Annotated in this window: 18 protein-coding genes and 1 tRNA gene; 10 read left to right on the forward strand and 9 right to left on the reverse strand. The window is 55.2% G+C overall.

All coding sequences use genetic code 11. The annotated features are described in order from the left end of the window. Nucleotides 1–71: 71 nt before the first annotated feature. Entirely contained in the window at nt 72–941 is an 870-nt protein-coding gene (locus VNZ60_RS20115; RefSeq protein ID WP_325662319.1) for a hypothetical protein, read from the reverse strand. Between the two features lie 490 nt (nt 942–1,431). Here VNZ60_RS20115 and VNZ60_RS20120 point away from each other — a divergent pair, with 490 nt between their 5' ends. Next, on the forward strand, nt 1,432–1,824 hold the full coding sequence (locus VNZ60_RS20120; RefSeq protein WP_325662321.1) for a hypothetical protein: 393 nt from the start codon (nt 1,432–1,434) through the stop codon (nt 1,822–1,824). 318 nt (nt 1,825–2,142) lie between these two features. Here VNZ60_RS20120 and VNZ60_RS20125 read toward each other — a convergent pair whose 3' ends face one another. Then, nucleotides 2,143–2,988: a hypothetical protein gene (locus tag VNZ60_RS20125; RefSeq protein WP_325662323.1), complete on the reverse strand. Its 846-nt coding sequence runs from the start codon at nt 2,986–2,988 to the stop codon at nt 2,143–2,145. Between the two features lie 389 nt (nt 2,989–3,377). Next, a tRNA-Pro gene (locus VNZ60_RS20130) sits at nt 3,378–3,454 on the reverse strand. A 170-nt stretch (nt 3,455–3,624) separates the two neighbouring features. Between VNZ60_RS20130 and VNZ60_RS20135 the strand changes: the two genes are divergently transcribed. After that, nucleotides 3,625–4,746 (forward strand): M14 family metallopeptidase, encoded by a 1,122-nt coding sequence (locus VNZ60_RS20135; RefSeq protein WP_325662325.1) that lies wholly within the window; start codon nt 3,625–3,627, stop codon nt 4,744–4,746. A gap of 122 nt (nt 4,747–4,868) precedes the next feature. Here the strand turns inward: VNZ60_RS20135 and VNZ60_RS20140 are convergent, their stop codons facing one another. Then, the gene (locus VNZ60_RS20140; protein ID WP_325662326.1) at nt 4,869–5,741 is read right to left on the reverse strand and encodes a pirin family protein; all 873 of its coding nucleotides are present in this window, start codon (nt 5,739–5,741) and stop codon (nt 4,869–4,871) included. Nucleotides 5,742–5,862: 121 nt separating this feature from the next. Between VNZ60_RS20140 and VNZ60_RS20145 the strand changes: the two genes are divergently transcribed. Continuing rightward, nucleotides 5,863–6,768, forward strand: a complete 906-nt coding sequence (locus VNZ60_RS20145) for a LysR family transcriptional regulator (RefSeq protein WP_325662328.1) — start codon at nt 5,863–5,865, stop codon at nt 6,766–6,768. A 42-nt stretch (nt 6,769–6,810) separates the two neighbouring features. Here the strand turns inward: VNZ60_RS20145 and VNZ60_RS20150 are convergent, their stop codons facing one another. The 5 genes from VNZ60_RS20150 to VNZ60_RS20170 form a co-directional block, all read right to left on the reverse strand. Further along, nucleotides 6,811–8,064, reverse strand: a complete 1,254-nt coding sequence (locus tag VNZ60_RS20150) for a DUF2863 family protein (protein ID WP_325662330.1) — start codon at nt 8,062–8,064, stop codon at nt 6,811–6,813. 381 nt (nt 8,065–8,445) lie between these two features. Next, the gene (gene acnA, locus VNZ60_RS20155; RefSeq protein WP_325662332.1) at nt 8,446–11,157 is read right to left on the reverse strand and encodes an aconitate hydratase AcnA; all 2,712 of its coding nucleotides are present in this window, start codon (nt 11,155–11,157) and stop codon (nt 8,446–8,448) included. A gap of 35 nt (nt 11,158–11,192) precedes the next feature. Continuing rightward, nucleotides 11,193–11,690: a hypothetical protein gene (locus VNZ60_RS20160; RefSeq protein WP_325662334.1), complete on the reverse strand. Its 498-nt coding sequence runs from the start codon at nt 11,688–11,690 to the stop codon at nt 11,193–11,195. Between the two features lie 50 nt (nt 11,691–11,740). Beyond that, the gene (locus tag VNZ60_RS20165) at nt 11,741–12,712 is read right to left on the reverse strand and encodes an HpcH/HpaI aldolase/citrate lyase family protein (RefSeq protein ID WP_325662336.1); all 972 of its coding nucleotides are present in this window, start codon (nt 12,710–12,712) and stop codon (nt 11,741–11,743) included. Between the two features lie 150 nt (nt 12,713–12,862). Beyond that, the gene (locus VNZ60_RS20170) at nt 12,863–13,852 is read right to left on the reverse strand and encodes a malate dehydrogenase (RefSeq protein WP_325662338.1); all 990 of its coding nucleotides are present in this window, start codon (nt 13,850–13,852) and stop codon (nt 12,863–12,865) included. A 355-nt stretch (nt 13,853–14,207) separates the two neighbouring features. On the opposite strand from VNZ60_RS20170, the gene VNZ60_RS20175 reads away from it, so the two are divergent. From VNZ60_RS20175 to gltA, 7 genes are all read left to right on the forward strand, one after another. Continuing rightward, nucleotides 14,208–15,002 (forward strand): GntR family transcriptional regulator, encoded by a 795-nt coding sequence (locus VNZ60_RS20175; RefSeq protein ID WP_325662340.1) that lies wholly within the window; start codon nt 14,208–14,210, stop codon nt 15,000–15,002. A gap of 207 nt (nt 15,003–15,209) precedes the next feature. After that, complete coding sequence (sdhC, locus tag VNZ60_RS20180; RefSeq protein ID WP_211466164.1) at nt 15,210–15,620, forward strand: succinate dehydrogenase, cytochrome b556 subunit; 411 nt, start codon at nt 15,210–15,212, stop codon at nt 15,618–15,620. Beyond that, nucleotides 15,620–15,988, forward strand: a complete 369-nt coding sequence (sdhD, locus tag VNZ60_RS20185) for a succinate dehydrogenase, hydrophobic membrane anchor protein (RefSeq protein ID WP_211466162.1) — start codon at nt 15,620–15,622, stop codon at nt 15,986–15,988. Before sdhC ends, sdhD begins: the two co-directional genes overlap by 1 nt. Before the next feature lie 2 nt (nt 15,989–15,990). Further along, on the forward strand, nt 15,991–17,769 hold the full coding sequence (gene sdhA, locus VNZ60_RS20190; RefSeq protein WP_325662345.1) for a succinate dehydrogenase flavoprotein subunit: 1,779 nt from the start codon (nt 15,991–15,993) through the stop codon (nt 17,767–17,769). Between the two features lie 75 nt (nt 17,770–17,844). Continuing rightward, nucleotides 17,845–18,558 carry a succinate dehydrogenase iron-sulfur subunit gene (locus tag VNZ60_RS20195; protein ID WP_038489897.1) on the forward strand — a complete coding sequence of 238 codons (714 nt, stop codon included), beginning with the start codon at nt 17,845–17,847 and terminating at the stop codon, nt 18,556–18,558. A 116-nt stretch (nt 18,559–18,674) separates the two neighbouring features. Then, nucleotides 18,675–18,944, forward strand: a complete 270-nt coding sequence (locus VNZ60_RS20200; protein WP_325662350.1) for an FAD assembly factor SdhE — start codon at nt 18,675–18,677, stop codon at nt 18,942–18,944. Nucleotides 18,945–19,060: 116 nt separating this feature from the next. Further along, nucleotides 19,061–20,365 (forward strand): citrate synthase, encoded by a 1,305-nt coding sequence (gltA, locus tag VNZ60_RS20205; protein WP_325662352.1) that lies wholly within the window; start codon nt 19,061–19,063, stop codon nt 20,363–20,365. Nucleotides 20,366–20,730 lie beyond the last annotated feature (365 nt).

The raw sequence follows: 20,730 nt of genomic DNA on the forward strand, positions 1-20,730 counted from the left end.
GTCACCTCAAATTATTAATGCAACTTGGAACACGCGGGCTTACGTTGTGAAATCAATGAGTACTCGCCCCTTTAACGGAATTCAATCGAGGTTATTTGATTGGATATTCGTTCGAGAATAGTACAGCTCTTTCCGTCATACGCGACTAACCTGACATCAGCATTAAATTGCTTGGAAGGATGTAAGAAATATTTACGAAATTGTTTACGAATGTCTGTCTCCAAAGAGCTTAGTAGGGTAGTCAAATGATCGAACTGCATTATTGCTTCCAACGGCGTTCCGTCCGTCATTAAGCCCATTGTTGGATTTATTGCGCGCCCATTAATCTCCAGCGCGTAATTTACATTTATTTTTCTTAGGTCTTTTATGGTCGCCTCAGAAAAAACATTGCCAGTAACTCCAACAGGTGCAAAGTGGAGGTGCGGCCAATTCCGATCCACAATTTCTAGAAGTTGAGTACCCACAAAGCGATTACTATCCGAATGGGACCTTATATCAATGAGGTGAGCCGTACCATTCTCGATCCGTAGAAATAGCAACTCTGCTTTGCCAAATGCTCGCGCCACAAATCGATCCGTTCCGACTGTCGATACACTATTGAGGTGCAAATGGTGAATGCCCCCTTGGAGCAAAAGCGGGTCTCTAGCATCGAATTCGGGTGCTTTCTTGGATAAATATGGAGTCATGTCTGCAGCTACTCGCAGACATTGGACAATTTCATCTACCTCAGCGTGAAACTGCTCATATTTCGGATTTTCCAACAGTTCTGTTGAGAACTCCACTGTGTATTGCTGTTGTGGAATCACTCTTTGAGTTAGCGTGTAAAGCATATTGAAACGCAGACGCGCCGTGTCTTGCGGATTTGGCGCGTAGCCATATGCCGATAATTTTTTGATTGCAATCGAATCAAGATCAGCAGCAAAATTCATAAGAATGAGCATAGGTATTTGCCTAAATTGCAATTAGCATAAAGCTTAATCTGCAAACGTCAAATATGTTCTGCGTTTTCGGAAATTTGAATCAAAAATTCACCTTTCTTGCTAACGTAAGGTCTCACAAATTTCGCATACTGTATATTTACACAGTATTAATGAGATGACAAAATGCTTGTTCGCAGTCGCAGGCAAACTTTCCAAAGTTTAAAAAATCCCGCAAATTTTTGAGCTCACGGGTGAGAAAAAATTAAAAATTGCCCGCTAATAAGTGTACCCGTCGCTTTCAAAGCGGACGGCTAACCATCTTTGGTCTCGATGGCGGCGAAAATTACTAACCAGTATTGTTACATAGACATGTAGGTGTTGAATGCGTAGACTGGACTAATTGTCGCTCACGCCAGACTAAGCCAGAGTTTTCAGTCCGTGTATCGGGCCTTGGGCCGTGACGCTTTTCGCGATTTGCTCCAGATGCAAACTGCAAAGTATAGGATTACAGATGGACAGACAGACGAAGTATCTCTTAGTCGGCACAATGTTGGCTGTGCTCATTTTACTCGGAGGGTATTTGACGTCGATTTATGACAATTCTCAGTTGTTGTCGTTAATCGAAAAGTGCAAAACGGACATGACGCACGCGGAAAAAGGACCGTGGCTCGAATACCAGAAAGATCCGCTAGTCTGTGATCCTAAAGTACTCTCCCAGTTAGTGGAAAATGATGCCGTAGGAATTCAGAAGCAAATCGTGGAATCTGTATCGACAGCAGGGAATATTTTTAATGGTGCAAAAATCATTGCGCTATTCGTCTTTCTTCTCTTCGGTTCACCGTATGCGTGGTATTTTCTGCTTCGGAGAATTCGTGAACTTAGAGATGCGGTAGCCGGAAAATAGCCGACGGAATAGCGGTCATTTTTGGCAATGACCCATTTCTATCGTTTACGGGAGGCATTGTGTCGCTCATTACAATGCCGATACCTGAAGGCGTTCGCTGCATTTAGCTCACTCGTTGAGCACTATTTGTTAGCCATTATGAAAATTGTCAGCTGGAACTGTAACGGAGCACTACGTAAGAAACTGCATGTGCTGCGACACTACGACGTTGACGTTTACGTCGTCTAGGAATGCGAAGACCTGAAAAAATCATCGTGCCCAGAATACTCATCATGGGCGTCCAACTATCTTTGGGTGGGAAGCAACAAGAATAGGGTTTTATCCTTTCTTAAATATCTCAAGCGATCTGAAGTCGCTAACTACCGCTCGACAGAGTTTTGGGGTGTCGCACCAAGCTGGGCGAGTCCCGGAGCTATAACTTGCCAACTGATGACGCTCAACAAAACGCTCAAAAGCGACTGGAAGTGAATGCCCAGCTATCGGAGCAATCTGATAGATTGCGCTAATCGAAATGAAACCCCATTCTTGATCTACCTTGGCATCGGCCCGAGCTGCATGAAACATCTCCACAGTTGAAAGCACGGTGCTCGGCGGTTCTGTGAATGACCCGTTACGATACTGGATATCAAGGGGAGCGGATTGAGACCTGGGTGGGGTGAAGTTGTCGTTTAGCTTGTTGACAGCCTCTCGCCGATCATGATGAGAGTCTACTTTAGCCAATTGCGGCTTCTCAAGCACCACTTTAAGCCCGTTGCGTGAGGAATAGCTTACATTGAATGCAGTTTGACGAGAGTGCATTCGGAGGACATGGCATTCCTGCCTGTTAAACGTCAACCGCTGTGCCAATTTGTCCAGGCGCTCGCTATGAAGGCTCTCACTTTTCGGATAGCTCTCTGCATAGTGAACGCCTTTAACAGCACCGTACTGTGCAACAAAGTCACCCAGTGCATCAAACTGGATTTGACTAGTGTCGTGAATCATAAGCGTGCCGTTTTCGCAGACGAAAACGTACGGTCGACAAGTCTCTATTTTGTCTGTGTAAAAACCAAACTGCTCGCAGCCATCTTCAAGTACGCCAACGGCACCTTGAGCAATGTGAATGTAGTGAATTTCTTGTGCACTTGTCGGAGCTGGCGGCGTATCTATCTGTTGGTCTGCGTTCATGTCGTTTTAGGAGGGAGTTAGCGGTCCGCGATTAGTGTAGCTTAATCCAAAGATTCTCGAAGGTCCCGAACCAGCATTCAAGAACAAGTAATCGAAGTATCGGCTCCCATGACAACTGCGACGCTAGGTATCTGCTCTTGCGAAAGAGAGCGAATGAAGGCTTTGGCGCATTTTGGATCGTGCATCACGGGTGGCTACTCTTGCTGATCTGCTTAATTATATTTTTCCGATCGACGGTAGTGGTAAGCCTATTACAGGTCAAATTTTCTCTGACCTAAAGAAATGTAGAGCACTCATACATCGCCGCCAATTTGTACCCTATTTTGTACCCTGAGAGGCCAAAAAGCAAAAAGGCCAATCGTGAGATTGGCCTAAGTCATTGATTCAATTGGTCGGGACGGAGTGATTCGAACACTCGACCCCTTGCACCCCATGCAAGTACGCTACCAGGCTGCGCTACGCCCCGACAAGCCTGATATTATAGCAGAGCAAAATTGCTTTGTTCTCTACTGATTACAGAGAAATTTTATGAAATTTTTCCACCAATTGCCGGGCGGATAGCGCGGCTCATTGTCTAACGCGAGTTTACGGTGAGCATCTCGATCATCCGAGCGGCAATCTTCACCCAATAATCCTATGCCGATAAAAATTAGCCAGCAGTTTGACGCCGCCGCAATTGAAGTATTGCGCGCCGATAGTCCTCAGCAGATCGAATTGAAAATCCGTAGCGACTCGCATGCGGATTTCACGCAATGGTTTTATTTCCGCCTGCAAGGCGCGCGTGGCGAGGCTTGCAGCATCCGTTTCATGAACGCCGGCGCTACCACCTATCCCAAGGGCTGGGAAAATTATCAGGCGGTGGCCAGTTACGACCGCGAGACCTGGTTCCGGGTGCCGACCAGCTTTGACGGCGAGGTGATGACCATCGCGCATACGCCTGAGCGCGATAGCGTGTATTACGCTTATTTCGAGCCGTATTCTTGGGAGCGCCATCTGGCGCTGCTGGGGCGCGCAGAAAAATCGCCGCTGGCGCGGGTGCAGGATCTCGGCAGCACGGTGGACGGCCGTGACATGAATCTGCTGGTGATCGGCAATCCGGCTGCGGCCAAGAAGGTGTGGGTCATCGCCCGTCAGCATCCGGGTGAAACCATGGCGGAATGGTTTGTCGAGGGCATGGTCGAGGCTTTGCTGGACCGCGCCAATCCGCTGGCAAGCAAAGTGCTGCAGCACGCGGTGTTCTACATCGTGCCGAACATGAATCCGGATGGTTCGGTGCGCGGCAATCTGCGCACCAACGCTGCCGGCGCCAATCTGAATCGCGAGTGGATGACGCCGTCGCTGGAGCGCAGCCCCGAGGTGTTTGTGGTCAAGAACAAGATTCACGAAACCGGCTGCGATCTGTTTCTGGACGTGCATGGCGATGAGGCTTTGCCGTATGTGTTTGTGGCGGGCTCGGAAATGCTGGAAGACTTTAGTCCGCAGCAGGGTGCGGAGCAGCAGAAATTCATCGACGATTTCCTGCGCGCCAGCCCGGATTTCCAGACCGAACACGGTTATGCGGCGAGCAAGTACAGCAGCGATGTGCTGACCCTGGCGTCCAAATATGTCGGCCATACATTCAAGTGCGTGTCGCTGACCCTGGAACTGCCATTCAAGGATAACGTCAATCTGCCGGATGCCCAGGTCGGCTGGGATGGCGCTCGCAGTGCGCGTTTGGGGGCGGTGGTGTTGCAGCCGATTTTGCGGGCGTTGGAATAAGCTGAACCGTAAGCTGAACCATAATCCGAACCGTAAGCTGAGTGGTAAGGCAGTCTTGATTTTGCTGATGAAAAAGCCGGGCATGTTTGACATGTCCGGCTTTTTCTATGCTGCAGCGACTACTACGACGCTTCAGCTATCTGCGCAAAGCGCCCGCTGTTGAAATCAACGATGGCCTGGGCGATTTGTTCCTGGCTGTTCATCACGAACGGGCCATGGCCGACGATTGCTTCATCGATCGGCTCGCCGCTAAGCACCAGCACTACCGCGTCGTTATTGGCTTCGATATCGACGCTATTGCCGTCGTTGTCGAGCAATACCATTTGCGCTTCGCGCGCCACGGTTTCGCCGTTGATCAACACGGTTCCGCGCAACACCACCAGTGCCGAATGCCAACCGGCGGGCAGGGACAACCTGCTGCTGCCACCCTGATTCAAACGCATATCCCACACCTGCATCGGTGTGAAGGTGCGAGCCGGACCGGCATGGCCGTCGTAGTCACCGGAGATCACCCGCATGCTGCCGGCGCCGTCTGGCAGGGCGACGGCGGGGATGTCGCGCTCGACGATGGCTTGATAACCGGGCGCGGTCATCTTGTCCTTGGCCGGCAGGTTCACCCACAGTTGCACCATCTCCAGCGTGCCGCCGGAGCGGGTGAACGCTTCGGAATGAAACTCCTGGTGCAGGATGCCGCTGCCGGCCGTCATCCATTGCACGTCGCCGGGGCCGATCACGCCGCCGCGGCCGGTCGAGTCGCGGTGTTCCACCTCACCCTTGTAGACGATGGTGACGGTTTCGAAGCCGCGATGCGGATGCGAGCCGGCGCCACGTGGGCGGGTAGTGGGGCTGAACTCAGCCGGGCCGGCGTAATCGAGCAGCAGGAACGGGCTCAGTTGCTTGCCGTGGCTGGTGTAAGAAAACATCGAGCGAGCAGGAAAACCGTCGCCGACCCAGTGTTGGCGAGGTGCGCTGTAGACGCCGAGGACTTTTTTCATGATCAGACTCCTTGTGTAGGTTGCATAGTTGTTGCAGCTAGTAGATTAATCTAAGGACAATGCAGGCGGTAGTCTATAGAATCGGCCATCAGTGTCCTATTTGGTGAACAATGAGGTGCTTATGCAGGATTTGAACGATCTCTATTACTACGTCCAGGTGGTCGACCACGGCGGCTTCGCGCCGGCGGGCCGCGCCTTGGGCATGCCGAAATCCAAATTGAGCCGGCGCCTGGCGTTGCTGGAGGAGCGATTGGGCGTCAGGCTGATCCAGCGCACCACCCGGCAGTTTTCCGTGACCGAAGTCGGGCAGTCTTATTACGAACACTGCAAGGCGATGCTGGTGGAGGCCGAGGCGGCGCAGGACGCCATCGAGCTGACGCGGGGCGAACCGCGCGGCATGGTGCGGCTGACTTGTCCGGTGGCCTTGCTGCATGCGCATGTGGACGTGATGCTGGCGGATTTCATGGCGGCCAATCCGCGTGTGACGGTGCTGCTGGAGGCGACTAACCGCCGGGTTGACGTCGTGGCGGAGGCTGTCGATATCGCGATCCGGGTGCGGCCACCGCCGATTCCAGATAGCGATCTGGTGCTGCGGGTGCTGGCGGATCGCAGTCAATGCCTGGTCGCCAGTCCGCTGCTGCTTAAGCAGCGGCCGTTACCGGCGTCGCCCGCCGATTTAGGCGGCTGGCCGAGTCTGAGCCTGGGGGTAGGGCAGCAAAATCATATCTGGACATTGTTCGGGCCGGACGGCGCCAAGGCGGCGATTCATCACACGCCGCGCTTTGTCACCGGCGATATGGCGGCGTTGCTGCGGGCAGCGGTAGCTGGCGTCGGGATTGTGCAATTGCCGACCATGATGATTCGTGAACAGGTGGCGCAAGGCGCGCTGGTGCACGTCTTGAACGACTGGCGGCCGCGGCATGAAATCATCCATGTGGTGTTTCCGTCGCGGCGCGGCTTGCTGCCTCTGGTGCGGATTTTGATCGACTATCTGGTGCAGCGTTTCCAGGCTTTGGAAGAAGACTAGGCCGGCTGCCCGGCCCAGTCTTAAGGGTATTGCTTTAACGATTCAATGGAAGTGAGCCGAGCCGCTTGGCGCATCTTCAGGCATTTCCGGATGCACCAGATCGCCTTCCCGATCCGGGTAAAACGGCGTGCCGCAATCGTCGCAAAATTCCATCGCAAACAATTCGGCGTGGCGTTGAATGTCGTCGATGCCGCATTCGCGCAACAGGCTCAGGATTTGTTCCAGCGGGGTTTCGGGTTCTGCCGTGGCGGCGTCGCTATCGCTGGCGCGCGTAATGATTTCTTCGTTGGCTTCTTCCGCGCCGTATAGCGGCCATACCACGCCATAGATCACCTCGTTGGTTTGACCCAGAGAGAAACCGATCCGATATTCATCAACCCGGCCGCTTTCCGGCTGTTCGCTAAAACGGCCGATGCTGGCGTGCAGGTCTTTCGATGCGATGTCCAGCGTGTGCGTCAGGTAGTAACTGGCGGCGCGCAAGGAAGCCGGGCGGATTTGCAGGTCGGCTTCGCGGCAGGCGGCGAAATAAGCCTCGGGCAGCAACAGCTGGACACCGCAGCCAGGCAGCAAACGCGTCAGGTTGGGCGTGACCTGGTTGCGCCATTGCTCCAGCGCCTGTTCCTTATCAGCGGCGATATGCCCGGCTTGGCCACGCGTCATTTGCCAGCGGAACAGCGGCATGCCGCTGGGCGCCACCAGGGCTGCCAGCAGATAGCGGGTATCGGCCAGGAACGGTGCGGTTTGCGGCGGATTGGCAGGGCTGCGCACCGGCGCTGCGTTGAGCGCAGCATGCGACAGTTGCTGCAACAGGGTAAAGGTTTCGCTATGACTGCGCGGCAGTTGATCGATTGCGTACAGCGTCGGCACGATGGCGGTTTGTACTTCCGGCGCCAGGATGTGGGCGTGCAAATGGGCGCTGACGGTCAGCATGACATCGGCTGGAATCGGCCCTGATGCTATCGAGAAACGGGTCCATGCCAGCAGCGGAATGCCGACCAGCAGGCAGTCGTATTGCTTGCCTTGGTATTCGATGGTGCTCGATTCGCTGCAGGCCTCGACCACGTCCATCAAGGCGTCGTAGGCGTCGGGCTGGGTCGGAAATAATTGTTCCAGCGCACCGTCGATAGGTTCCTGGTGATGCGCTTTGAAATGCTTGTTGAGCAAGACTTCAATTTCGCGTTCCCATGCGCGCTCCTCAAGACGGCTGGAGGCTTGGATCAAGGCTTGCGCCAACTCGCCCAAACGATGGCTGTCGGCGGAAAATTTGCGGGAAGGTTTTTTTGACGGGCGGCGCATAGTGGATAGAGTAAGGGGCTGACAACATAGTCAATGTCCTACTGCACGACCGTAGCGAATGCATGCATCCGGGGCGGGGCAACTGAGATGCTCACATATCCATTGCAAAATATGCTCCGCTGTTCTGCGCTGCCTTCTGGCCTACGACCGCTTGCTGAGAGTTTTTAAGAACCCTGAGGCAGGAAGACTGCAAGCCCCTATTGTAGTGGATTTAACGGTATGTTGAATAAAACGATGGATACGCGGCAACGGCTTCTTGCTTGGCGCTGGAAATGCAAAACGCCGGCATGGCCGGCGCTTGTTAGTACAGTTTGTTAGTACAGTTAGTACATCCAACTGCCAGCCAGCCGCCTATGCAGAAGGCAGCTGGCTGGTAAGTTGTTATGCTGCCAGCAACTGGCGCAGCACGAATGGCAGGATACCGCCGTGTTTGTAGTAATCGACTTCGATCGGCGTATCGATACGCAGCAGAACCTTGACTTCCTTGCTCTCACCGTTAGCACGATGGATCACCAAGGTAGCGTCTTGCTGTGGCTTGATTTCGCCTTCGATACCCTTCAGGTCGAAAGTCTCGTTACCGGTGATGCCCAGCGTGCTCACGCTGTCGCTGCCGAGGAATTGCAAAGGCAAGACGCCCATGCCGACCAGGTTGGAGCGGTGGATACGCTCGAACGAACGCGCAAACACGGCTTTCACGCCCAGCAGCTGGGTACCCTTGGCAGCCCAGTCACGCGACGAACCTGTGCCGTATTCTTCACCGGCAAACACCATGGTTGGCACGCCATCCTTGACGTACTGCATTGCTGCGTCATAGATCGAGGTTTCTTCGCCAGTTGGCTGGTGCAGGGTGATGCCGCCTTCAATCCGGGAGCCGTCCGGTGTCGCCGGAATCATCAGGTTCTTGATGCGGACGTTGGCGAAGGTGCCGCGCATCATGATCTCGTGATTGCCGCGACGTGAGCCGTAGGAGTTGAAGTCTGCTTTCAACACGCCATTGGCGATCAGCCATTTACCGGCCGGGCTGGATTCCTTGATGGAACCGGCTGGCGAGATGTGGTCAGTGGTGATCGAATCGCCGAACACGCCCAGCGCGCGAGCGCCGGTGATGCCGGTCGCGGCAGCCTTCGGCACCATGGTGAAGTCTTGGAAGAACGGTGGTTCTGCGATGTAGGTCGATTTCGGCCAGTTGTAGACTTCGCCGCCGGCGACGCCCTTGATGGCTTCCCACAGCTTGCCTGGTGCGCCTTTGACGTCAGCGTAGTTGGTCTTGAAGGTCTTGGCGTTCATCGCAAACTTCATCAGCTTGGCGACTTCTTGCGAAGTTGGCCAGATATCGCCCAGATAGATATCTTTACCGCCCTTGCCCTTGCCAACTGGCTCGGTCATCAGGTCGCGCGTCATGTTGCCGGCGATCGCGTAAGCCACTACCAACGGTGGCGAAGCCAGGAAGTTGGAGCGAATGTTCGGATGGATCCGCGCTTCGAAGTTACGGTTGCCGGACAACACAGCCGATGCCACCACGTCGTTCTTGACGATGGCGTCGTTCATGGCTGGCGTCAGGTCGCCGGCGTTACCGATACAGGTGGTGCAACCGTAGGCAGTGACGCCGAAGCCGAGTTTTTCCAGGTACGGCAACAGGCCAGCTGCTTCCAGGTATTCGGTGACAACCCGCGAGCCAGGGGCCAGCGAAGTCTTGATGTGGGAGGAAACCTTGAGGCCGGCTTCGACCGCTTTCTTGGCCAGCAAACCAGCCGCCAGCATGACGCTAGGGTTAGAGGTGTTGGTGCAGGAAGTGATCGCGGCAATCAGGACATCGCCGTTTTGCAGCTTGACGCCGTCAGCATTGGTGTAAGTCGCATCCAGGTCTTCGATCTTCTTGTTGAAGCCGTTTTCTGCGATTGGCTTGCTGAACAATTCGGCGAAGTTGGCTTTGACATTGCCGATTTCGATACGGTCTTGCGGACGCTTTGGACCCGCCAGCGACGGTGCAACGGTAGCCAGGTCCAGCTCGACCACGGTGGTGTAGTCGATCTCGCCAGCCTTTGGAATGCCGTACAGGTTTTGTGCCTTGAAGTAGCCGGCGAATGCATCGATTTCAGCTTTGCTGCGGCCAGTGCCCTGGAAGTATTCGATAGTCGCGTCGTCAACTGGGAAGAAGCCCATGGTGGCGCCGTATTCAGGGGCCATGTTGGCGATGGTGGCGCGGTCGGTCAGGCTCAGCGAGGCAGTGCCTTCGCCGAAGAATTCGACAAACTTGCCGACCACTTTGGCTTTGCGCAGCAGTTCGGTGATGGTGAGTACCAGATCGGTGGCGGTAACGCCTTCACGCAATTGGCCAGTGAGGTTGACGCCGACTACGTCTGGCGTCAGGAAGTAGACCGGCTGGCCCAGCATGCCGGCTTCCGCCTCGATGCCGCCCACGCCCCAGCCGACTACGCCGATGCCGTTGATCATGGTGGTGTGGGAATCGGTGCCGACCAGAGTGTCAGGATAATAAACCGAATCCTTCTTGTGGACGCCGCGCGCCAGGTATTCCAGGTTGACCTGGTGGACGATGCCGAAGCCTGGTGGCACTACGCCGAAAGTGTCGAATGCCTGCATACCCCATTTCATGAACTGGTAGCGCTCGTTATTGCGCTGGAATTCCAGTTTCATGTTGAGGTCGAGCGCTTTCTTTTCGCGGAAATGATCGATCTGTACCGAGTGGTCGACGACCAGGTCAACCGGCACCAGCGGCTCGATGTTCTTGGCGTTCTTGCCGAGCGAGGCGGCGACGTTGCGCATCGCGGCGAGGTCGGCCAGCAGCGGCACGCCGGTAAAGTCTTGCAGCACGACGCGTGCTACGACGAATGGAATTTCATCGGTGCGGGCTGCGCTTGCACCCCAGTTCGCCAATTGCTTGACATGCTCTTCGGTGACTTTCTTGCCGTCGCAGTTACGCAGTACGGATTCCAGCACGATACGGATCGACACCGGCAGGCGCGAGATGTTGACGCCGAGTTTTTTCTCCAGCGCAGGCAAGGAATAGAACTTGCCTTTCTTGGAGTCGGAAATCTTGAATTCCTTGAGTGTATTCAGCGTGTTGCGAGACATGATTTCTCCTGTGGATTTACAGTTTTTGAATTTAATTACAAGCTGTGTGCTGGATCAACCGGCGCGTCGGCCGGCCGTACTTCTTGCTCTGCCGATTTGCATTCGTTGGCCAGCTGATGCCCTGTTTTTGAATCAAGCAAAATGCCCTTGGCCGGGATGCCGATCCAGAGCAGGCCGTATTTGCGGTTTTCAAAGCGGTTGGCGCCGGTGGTGGTCGGCACGCGGCTCAGGCGGTGCAAGGTTTTACCCCAGCGCAGTGCGATGTGCTTGTCGTCTTCGGCATTGGTGAAAATCGTCAGTGAATTACCGAGCTCGCATTTGTAATCGACGGAAACTGCAGCCTTGACATCCGGCGTGCCTTCGTCTTCGCCGTCATCGGCTTCCGCCGGCGCTGCTTTTGCAGCTGGCTTCTTGGCGGATTTTTTTGTGGTTTTCTTGGTGCTGGTCTGGGCCTGTGCCTGCGGTGCGACAACTGCCAGGCTGGCGCACAGTAAAACCAAAGTTGACAAACTCGTTGACAGAATCTTTCTCATTTCTATTGCTCCATAGTGCATCCCGCTGTTTTGATAAAGGCGGGGCGCGGTTATAACAAAGTTATTGTGTTTTCAGGTAGTGCGACGCCGTTATTTTTTGCGCGCTGCAGAACACTCCAGTAATAACGATAACTGGCGCGGTCGTGCAGCGTGCCCTCGTGTTGTATCGGTCCCCAAGCCGCTTGCTGGGCTGCAAGCAGGATTTGTGCCGCAGTGGTTATCTCAGATTGCAGCGGGGTAAATGCGTTCAATATTGGTTTGATCTGCTGCGGATGGATGCTCCACATCCGGGTGTAGCCAAATTCATTCACGGCGCGTGCGGCGTCGGCAGCGACACTGGCGCTGTCCTTGATGTCGGTAGTGACGTTATGCGACGGCACCTTGCCGTGCGCATGGCAGGCCGCGGCAATTTCCAGCTTGGCGCGCGTCACCAGCGGATGGCTGAATTGTCCGGGCGAACGCATCGCAGCGCTGGGGATGGCGCCGTAATGGGCGGACACAAAATCCATGATGCCGAACGACAGCGACTGCACTTGTGGCAGGGCGGCGATGGCGAATACGTCGGCCAATGCGCCGTGGGTTTCTATCAATACGTGGACTGGCAGCGCCTGCCGTCCGGCCCGGTTGCTGTGGCGCTCGATCAGATCTATGGCGGCGCTGACTTCGGCCAGGCTCTCAGCCTTGGGCAGCATCAGGTACGCCAGCCGCGTGGCTGCACCCTTGCAAATGATCTCTACATCCTGTTCGAAAAAGGGGCTGCCGATGTCGTGTACGCGAGCGCCTATGCGCTCAAAGCGATTGTCGGCGCTGGCGATGACGGTGGCCACCAGTTGTGCGTGTGCTGCTTCGTTACCGGCGCTGGCGCCGTCTTCGCAGTCGAGTGTGATGTCGAAGACTGGCCCCAGTTCCTGTTGCAGGGCGATCGATTTACGCATGAGCTTTTCAGCGCCGGCGTAATGATCGCAGACCGGTAGCGAGACCGGCTGTTGCTTGCCTAGGAATAAGACCTCGGTAGGATGCATTGCGACTTTTAGTTGGGTAGAACGATAACTGATTTCAATGTGGTCAGGCGCTGCATGGGCGATGGCTGTGTCGCCATGCAGATCGGGTAAATGGCTGGCGCGGATTTGCGGAGCCAGTCATTTACCCGTCAGCCGGTGGTCAGCCGACAATCAGCCGACCAAGTGTTTCACGCCGTCACGCTCTTCTTGCAATTCTGCCAGCGTGATGTTGATGCGCTCTTGCGAGAAGGTGTCGATTTCCAGGCCTTGAACGATTTTGTATTCACCGTTTTCGGTAGTTACCGGGAAGCCGAACATGGTGCCTTCAGGAATGCCATAGGAGCCGTCCGACGGCACGCCCATGGTAGTCCACTTGCCGTTGGTGCCGAGCACCCAGTCACGCACGTGATCGATAGCTGCATTGGCGGCCGAAGCTGCCGACGACAGGCCGCGCGCTTCAATGATGGCGGCGCCACGCTTGCCGACGGTTGGCAGGAACACGTCTTTGTTCCAGACCTGGTCGTTGATCAAATCCTTGACCGATGCGCCATCGGCTGTCGCGTAGCGATAGTCGGCGTACATGGTTGGCGAGTGGTTGCCCCAGACGAACAGTTTTTCGATGGCGGCGACCGGCTTGCCGATCTTGGCTGCGACTTGCGACAGGGCACGGTTGTGGTCCAGGCGCAGCATTGCGGTGAAGTTTTTGGCTGGCAGGTTAGGGGCCGATTTCATGGCGATGTAGGCGTTGGTGTTGGCTGGATTGCCGACCACCAGTACCTTGACATTACGCGAAGCGACGGCGTCCAGCGCCTTGCCTTGCACGGTGAAAATCTGAGCGTTGGCTTCCAGCAGGTCTTTACGTTCCATGCCTGGGCCGCGTGGGCGGGCGCCAACCAGCAGGGCGACGTCGACATCCTTGAATGCTGTCATCGGGTCGCTGTGGGCGGTGATGCCGGCCAGCAGCGGGAATGCGCAATCGTCGACTTCCATGATCACGCCTTTCAGCGCTTTTTGGGCTTTTTCGTCAGGGATTTCAAGCAGTTGCAAAATGACCGGTTGATCTTTGCCGAGCAGGTCGCCGTTGGCGATGCGGAACAACAGGGAATAACCGATTTGACCAGCGGCGCCGGTTACGGCAACACGCAGAGGGGACTTAGCCATGTTGAATCTCCAGAGGGGGTGATAGAAAGCGATATCTGAAATACGTTCATTAATTACTAATGCAGCGTTACTAATGCAGCGATGCTGCGCAGCCTCTAATCATACCGGCGAAAACCTCGTGCGTCAGTTTGTTTCGGTTTTAGCCGGGAGCCGAAATTGATAGCTTGCATCCCTGGCATGAAACTCGATTTGAGCACAATAAAGTTCACTTGGCGGTTATCAGTTACTGTTTATGCCCGCGAGTTTAGGCTTGGCAACATGGTATGTCAATCAATATCTTATGTCTTATATAAGACATATCATTGCGTATTTTTTGCTAGACGACAATGGGTGTTTTATGGTGAAATCTAAGCTTATGAGTTCCATCCCGCCCAATCTGAGTAATGACCCAGCCAGCCAGAGCGCTGCTGTTCCTGCTGCTGTTGCTACATCGTCCCCCACCTTTAGTCCTCTCTATCAGCAAATCAAGGCACTGATCATGCAGCGCCTGCAATCCGGCGAGTGGAAGCCGGGCGAGCTGATCCCTAGTGAAGTCGAGCTCGGCAACCGTTTCAAGGTGAGCCAAGGCACGGTGCGCAAAGCGATTGATGAGCTGGCGGCAGAAAACCTGCTGGTGCGGCGCCAGGGCAAGGGCACTTTTGTCGCCACCCATCACGAGGCCCGTTCGCAATTCCGCTTCCTGCGCCTGATGCCGGATAGCGACCAGCCGCAAGTTACCGATAAAAGAGTGATTGAACTGAAGCGTTTGCGCGCACCGGCGGAAATCGCGCGCCTGCTGGGCATGAAGTCGGGCGACTCGGTGGTATATGTCAAGCGCGTCATGGCGTTTGACGGGGTGCCGACGATTCTTGAAGAATTGTGGTTGCCGGGCGCGCTGTTCAAGGCGTTGACGCTGGAGCGCCTGGTGGAGTACAGGGGGCCGATGTATGGCTTGTTTGAAACCGAATTCGGTACGCGCATGATCCGTGCCACCGAACAGATTCGCGCCGCCAGCGCCGATGCCGATGCGGCAGCATTGCTGGCAGTGGAAAAATCATCGCCTTTATTGTGTGTGGAGCGCGTGTCTTTTACCTATGGCGACAAGCCGGTGGAAGTGCGGCGCGGTTTGTATGTAACCAATCGTCATCATTATCAGAACGAGTTGAGCTGATGAGTTGCAGTGAGTCGCTGCTTATGTATGTTGGCCATGCATATCAGCGACTAGTGGCAAAATGGGCAGGCGCCAGAGTGGCCGCCAGCATGACCGCTAAGGATTATTCGCAATATCGAATAATAACTATTGGTGTGCTGCACAAAAATCGGCGAAAATTGCGGGATTGCGTTTGCTCTAAAATTTTAAACTGAGGAGAACCCTGTTATGTCTGAAGCCGCGAAGCCCAATCGGCCACAGTTCCGTAATATTCACATTACCCAACTAAGCAGTTATCGTTTGCCGTTGGCTGGCCTAGTTTCTTTCTTGCATCGTGTTAGTGGCTTGCTGATGTTTTTACTCCTGCCTTTTATCCTGTTCATGCTGGATAAGAGTCTGGTTTCTGAAAGTTCTTTCGAATACTTCAAAGGCTTTACCTCGGGCTGGTTCGTAAAGCTTGTCATCCTGGCCCTGTCCTGGGCCTATCTGCACCACTTCTGCGCCGGCATTCGCCACCTCGTCATGGATAACCACATTGGCCTGGATAAGGTTAGCGCGCGCAAATCGGCTGCCAGTGTCTTGATCATCAGCGTGCCGCTGGCGCTGATCGTTGCATTGAAATTGTTCGGAGCATTCTAATGGCAGATAACAATAATGTCGGCGCCAAGCGCCTGGTAGTAGGGGCCCATTACGGCCTGCGCGACTGGCTGGCGCAACGCGTCACAGCCGTCGTCATGGCAGTCTATACCGTCATCCTGCTGATTTCCTTCCTGACCGCCAGCAACTTCACTTATGAAGGCTGGGCTGGGCTGTTTTCGCATCAGTGGTTCAAGTTGGCGACCTTCGTGGCGCTGATGGCGCTGTTTTTTCATGCATGGATTGGCGTGCGTGATATCTGGATGGATTACGTCAAGCCGGTCGCAGTGCGCCTGGTCTTGCAAGTTGCCACAATCCTGTGGTTGGTCGGTTGTGCCGGATGGGCGGCGCAGATTTTGTGGAGAGTGTAATCGTGGCAGCTATTAAATCCACAATTCCTACACGCCGCTTTGATGCGGTAATCGTTGGGGCCGGTGGTTCCGGTATGCGTGCTTCGCTGCAGTTGGCGGAAGCTGGTTTGAATGTTGCGGTCTTGTCTAAAGTATTTCCGACGCGTTCGCACACGGTTGCGGCGCAGGGCGGCATCGGCGCCTCGCTCGGTAACATGTCCGAGGACAGCTGGTACTGGCACATGTTTGACACCGTCAAGGGCTCGGACTACCTGGGCGACCAGGATGCGATCGAGTTCATGTGCCGTGAAGCGCCAAAGGCTGTGTATGAGCTGGAGCACTTCGGCATGCCGTTCGACCGTAACGCCGATGGCACGATTTATCAGCGTCCGTTTGGCGGCCACTCGGCCAACTTCGGCGAAAAGCCGGTAGCCCGCGCCTGCGCCGCTGCCGACCGTACCGGCCATGCGCTGTTGCACACGCTGTATCAGCGTAACGTGCGCGCCAAGACCCACTTCTTCGTCGAATGGATGGCGATCGATCTGGTGCGCGACGCCGAAGGCGACGTCATCGGCGTCGTCGCTCTGGAAATGGAAACCGGCGATGTCATGATCCTGGAAGCCAAGACCACGGTGATGGCTACCGGCGGTGCAGGGCGTATCTGGGCGGCTTCGACCAATGCCTTTATCAATACCGGCGACGGTATGGGTATGGCGGCGCGTGCCGGTCTGCCGCTGGAAGACATGGAATTCTGGCAGTTCCACCCGACCGGTGTGGCTGGCGCTGGCGTGCTGATTACCGAAGGGGTACGCGGCGAAGGCGGGATTCTGATCAACGCCAACGGCGAGCGTTTCATGGAGCGTTATGCGCCTACCTTGAAAGATCTGGCGCCGCGCGATTTCGTTTCGCGCTCGATGGATCAGGAAATCAAGGAAGGCCGCGGTTGCGGTCCGCACAAGGATCACGTGATGCTGGACCTGCGTCATATCGGCGCGGAAACCATCATGAAGCGTCTGCCGTCGATTCTGGAAATCGGCCACAAGTTCGCTAACGTCGATGCTTTGAAAGAGCCGATCCCTGTGGTGCCGACCATCCATTATCAAATGGGCGGTATCCCGACCAACGTTTATGGTCAAGTCGTGGTGCCTAAGAATGGCATTCCGAACGCAGTAGTCAATGGCTTGTACGCCATCGGCGAATGCGCTTGCGTATCGGTGCATGGCGCTAACCGCCTGGGTACCAATTCGCTGCTGGATCTGGTGGTGTTCGGCCGCGCCGCCGGCAATCACATTGTCGACAGCAAGCTCAAGGAACGCAGCAACAAGGCGTTACCGGCAGATGCAGCCGACGTTGCCCTGGCGCGCCTGGCCAAGCTGGAAACCAGCACCGGTTCCGAGCGTGTGCAAGACGTGGCCGGCGATATCCGCAAGACTATGCAGCACTATTGCGGCGTGTTCCGTACCGACGAACTGCTGCAACAGGGCTACAAGGAAATCATGGTGCTGGACGAGCGGCGCAAGCATGTTTCGTTCAAGGACAAGTCCAAGGTATTCAACACAGCAAGAGTAGAAGCCTTAGAACTGGATAACCTGATCGAAACCGCCAAGGCCACGATTACTTCGGCCGCAGCTCGTAAAGAATCGCGCGGCGCACATGCGCATCGCGATTATGAAAAGCGTGATGACGACAACTGGATGAAGCACACCCTGTGGTATTCCGAGGGCAATCGCCTCGACTACAAGCCTGTTGTTACCAAGCCGCTGACGGTAGATACGTTCAAGCCAAAACCACGTACATTCTGATTTGTCGCGGCAGGGCGGTGCACCACTTAGCAGTGGCCCGCAGCTCTGCCGCACAATTAATAAAAAGGTATAGCCATGTCATCACGTACTTTGAAATTTAAAATCTACCGTTACGATCCCGATAAGGACGCCAAGCCTTACATGCAGGATCTGACGGTAGAGTTGCTGCCGACCGACAAGATGCTGCTGGATGCGCTGCAACGCATCAAGGCCGATGTCGATGATTCGCTGGCGCTGCGCCGTTCCTGCCGTGAAGGCGTGTGCGGTTCCGACGCCATGAATATCAACGGCAAGAACGGTCTGGCTTGCACTACCAACCTGAACGAGCTGAGCGAGCCGATCATCTTGAAGCCGTTGCCAGGCTTGCCGGTGATCCGCGACCTGATCGTCGACATGACGCAGTTCTTCAAGCAATACGAATCGATCAAGCCGTTCCTGATCAACGACAATATCCCGCCGGAAAAAGAGCGTCTGCAGTCGCCTGAACAACGCGAAGAACTGGATGGCCTGTATGAGTGCATCCTGTGCGCATGCTGTTCGACTTCCTGTCCGTCGTTCTGGTGGAATCCGGACAAGTTCGTCGGCCCGGCCGGCCTGCTGCAAGCCTACCGTTTCATCGCCGACAGCCGCGATGAAGCAACCGGTGCGCGTCTGGACAACCTGGAAGATCCGTATCGCCTGTTCCGCTGCCGTTCGATCATGAATTGCGTCGATGTCTGTCCAAAGGGCTTGAACCCGAATGCAGCGATCGGCAAGATCAAAGAGTTGATGGTACGTCGCGCCGTATAAGTCAGGATCAGCAGGGCGGCCGGGCTCTTGAGCCTTCCCGCCCTGGTTTTTGCAGCATTTTAGAACTGTTCGTCGACAGCGCCGAACGGCGATATCTAATAGAATAAGTGGTTTCCATGCCTATCACCCATCAAGCCGATCCCGCCAACCGAGCCCGACTGCGCTGGCGTGCGAGACGCGGTCTGCTTGAAAACGATTTGATACTGACCCGTTTCCTGGATGCGCATGAAGCCGGCATGACGGACGACGACGTCGACGCTTTTTCGCGCCTGATGGAGCTGGCCGACAATGAACTAATGGATTTGCTGCTGGTCCGTAAAGAGCCGGACGGCTTGCTGGACTTACCGCAAGTGCATGCCTTGTTAGCCAGAATACGCGAAGCTTGAGGCTTGATCATCTCTCCGCCGGCGCTTGTCGCGCTGTCGCCGGAGATCGTGAATAGCTTGCCAACGCATCTTTTGTTTTTTTGATTTAGAGTCACCTTTTGATTGAGGGAAGAGCCATGACCACCGCTGATACAAAAGCCACGCTATCGTTTTCCGATGGCAGCCCATCCGTAGAATTTCCTATATACAAGGGTACCGTCGGTCCCGAAGTCATCGATATCCGCAAGTTGTACGGCGCTACCGGAAAATTCACTTACGACCCAGGTTTCATGTCGACGGCGGCGTGTAATTCGTCGATCACCTACATTGACGGCGACAAGGGCGAGCTGCAGTACCGCGGTTACCCGATCGAACAGCTGGCGGTCAACTGCGACTTCCTGGAAACCTGCTACCTGCTGCTGAACGGCGAACTGCCGACCGCGGCCGAAAAGACCAAGTTCGACGCCACCGTGACCCAGCACACCATGGTGCACGAGCAGATGCAATTCTTCTTCCGCGGTTTCCGCCGCGATGCGCATCCGATGGCCGTGCTGGTCGGCACCGTCGGCGCCTTGTCCTCGTTCTACCATGACTCGCTGGACATCACCGATCCGCGCCACCGCGAAGTGTCGGCCATCCGCCTGATCGCCAAGCTGCCGACCCTGGTCGCCATGGCTTACAAGTACAACGTCGGCCAGCCGTTCGTCTATCCGCGCAACGAGCTGTCGTACAGCGCCAACTTCATGCACATGATGTTCTCGACCCCGTGCGAAGAGTACAAGGTCAACGACGTGCTGGTGCGCGCGCTGGACCGTATCCTGACTTTGCATGCCGATCACGAGCAGAATGCATCAACCTCGACCGTGCGCCTGGCTGGTTCCAGCGGCGCCAATCCGTTCGCCTGTATCGCAGCCGGCATCGCCTGCCTGTGGGGCCCTGCCCACGGCGGCGCCAACGAAGCAGCGCTCAACATGCTCAAGGAAATCGGCACGGTCGACAATATCCCAGCGTTCATCGCTCAGGTGAAAGACAAGAACTCCGGCGTCAAGCTGATGGGCTTCGGTCACCGCGTCTACAAGAATTTCGACCCGCGCGCCAAGCTGATGCGTGAAACCTGCTACGAAGTGCTGAACGAACTGGGCCTGCATGACGACCCATTGTTCAAGCTGGCGATGGCGCTGGAGAAAGTGGCGCTGGAAGACGAATATTTCGTTTCCCGCAAGCTCTATCCGAACGTCGATTTCTACTCCGGCATCGTGCAATCGGCGCTGGGCATCCCGACCTCGCTGTTCACCGGCATCTTCGCCATGGCGCGTACCGTCGGCTGGATCGCACAATGGAACGAAATGATTTCCGATCCAGAGCAAAAAATCGGTCGTCCACGCCAATTGTTCGTTGGCTCGCCAACCCGTGATGTGCCACCGATGGACAAGCGCGGTTAATCAGTATAGTTAAGCAACGTGATTAAGCGAAATAAGCAGTAACAATATAAAAACAGCGAATCCTTGGATTCGCTGTTTGCATTTTTGCTGGTTATGCTATGCTCCTGCTCTGTGCCGTGTTATGCGGTTACAGCGCAATAAAAACATGTGGTGAGCGTGTTTAGAAGGGCAGGTTTGTAGTACCCGAATTGAAAAAACAGCAGTCGTAGCAAAAAGAACACAGTAATAGAGCCCTTCCCCACAACTTGATGTGCAATCCGCTAACCGGTCAGGCCGTGTCGCGGAAGGTTATGTTAACCCGCTAATCTCGCGAAACGCGAAGAAAGGTGAGCAAGATGATGCAACAATACCGCTCTAATTCTTAT

Source organism: Collimonas sp. (assembly GCF_035566375.1).
In the GTDB taxonomy this organism is placed as follows: domain Bacteria; phylum Pseudomonadota; class Gammaproteobacteria; order Burkholderiales; family Burkholderiaceae_D; genus Collimonas.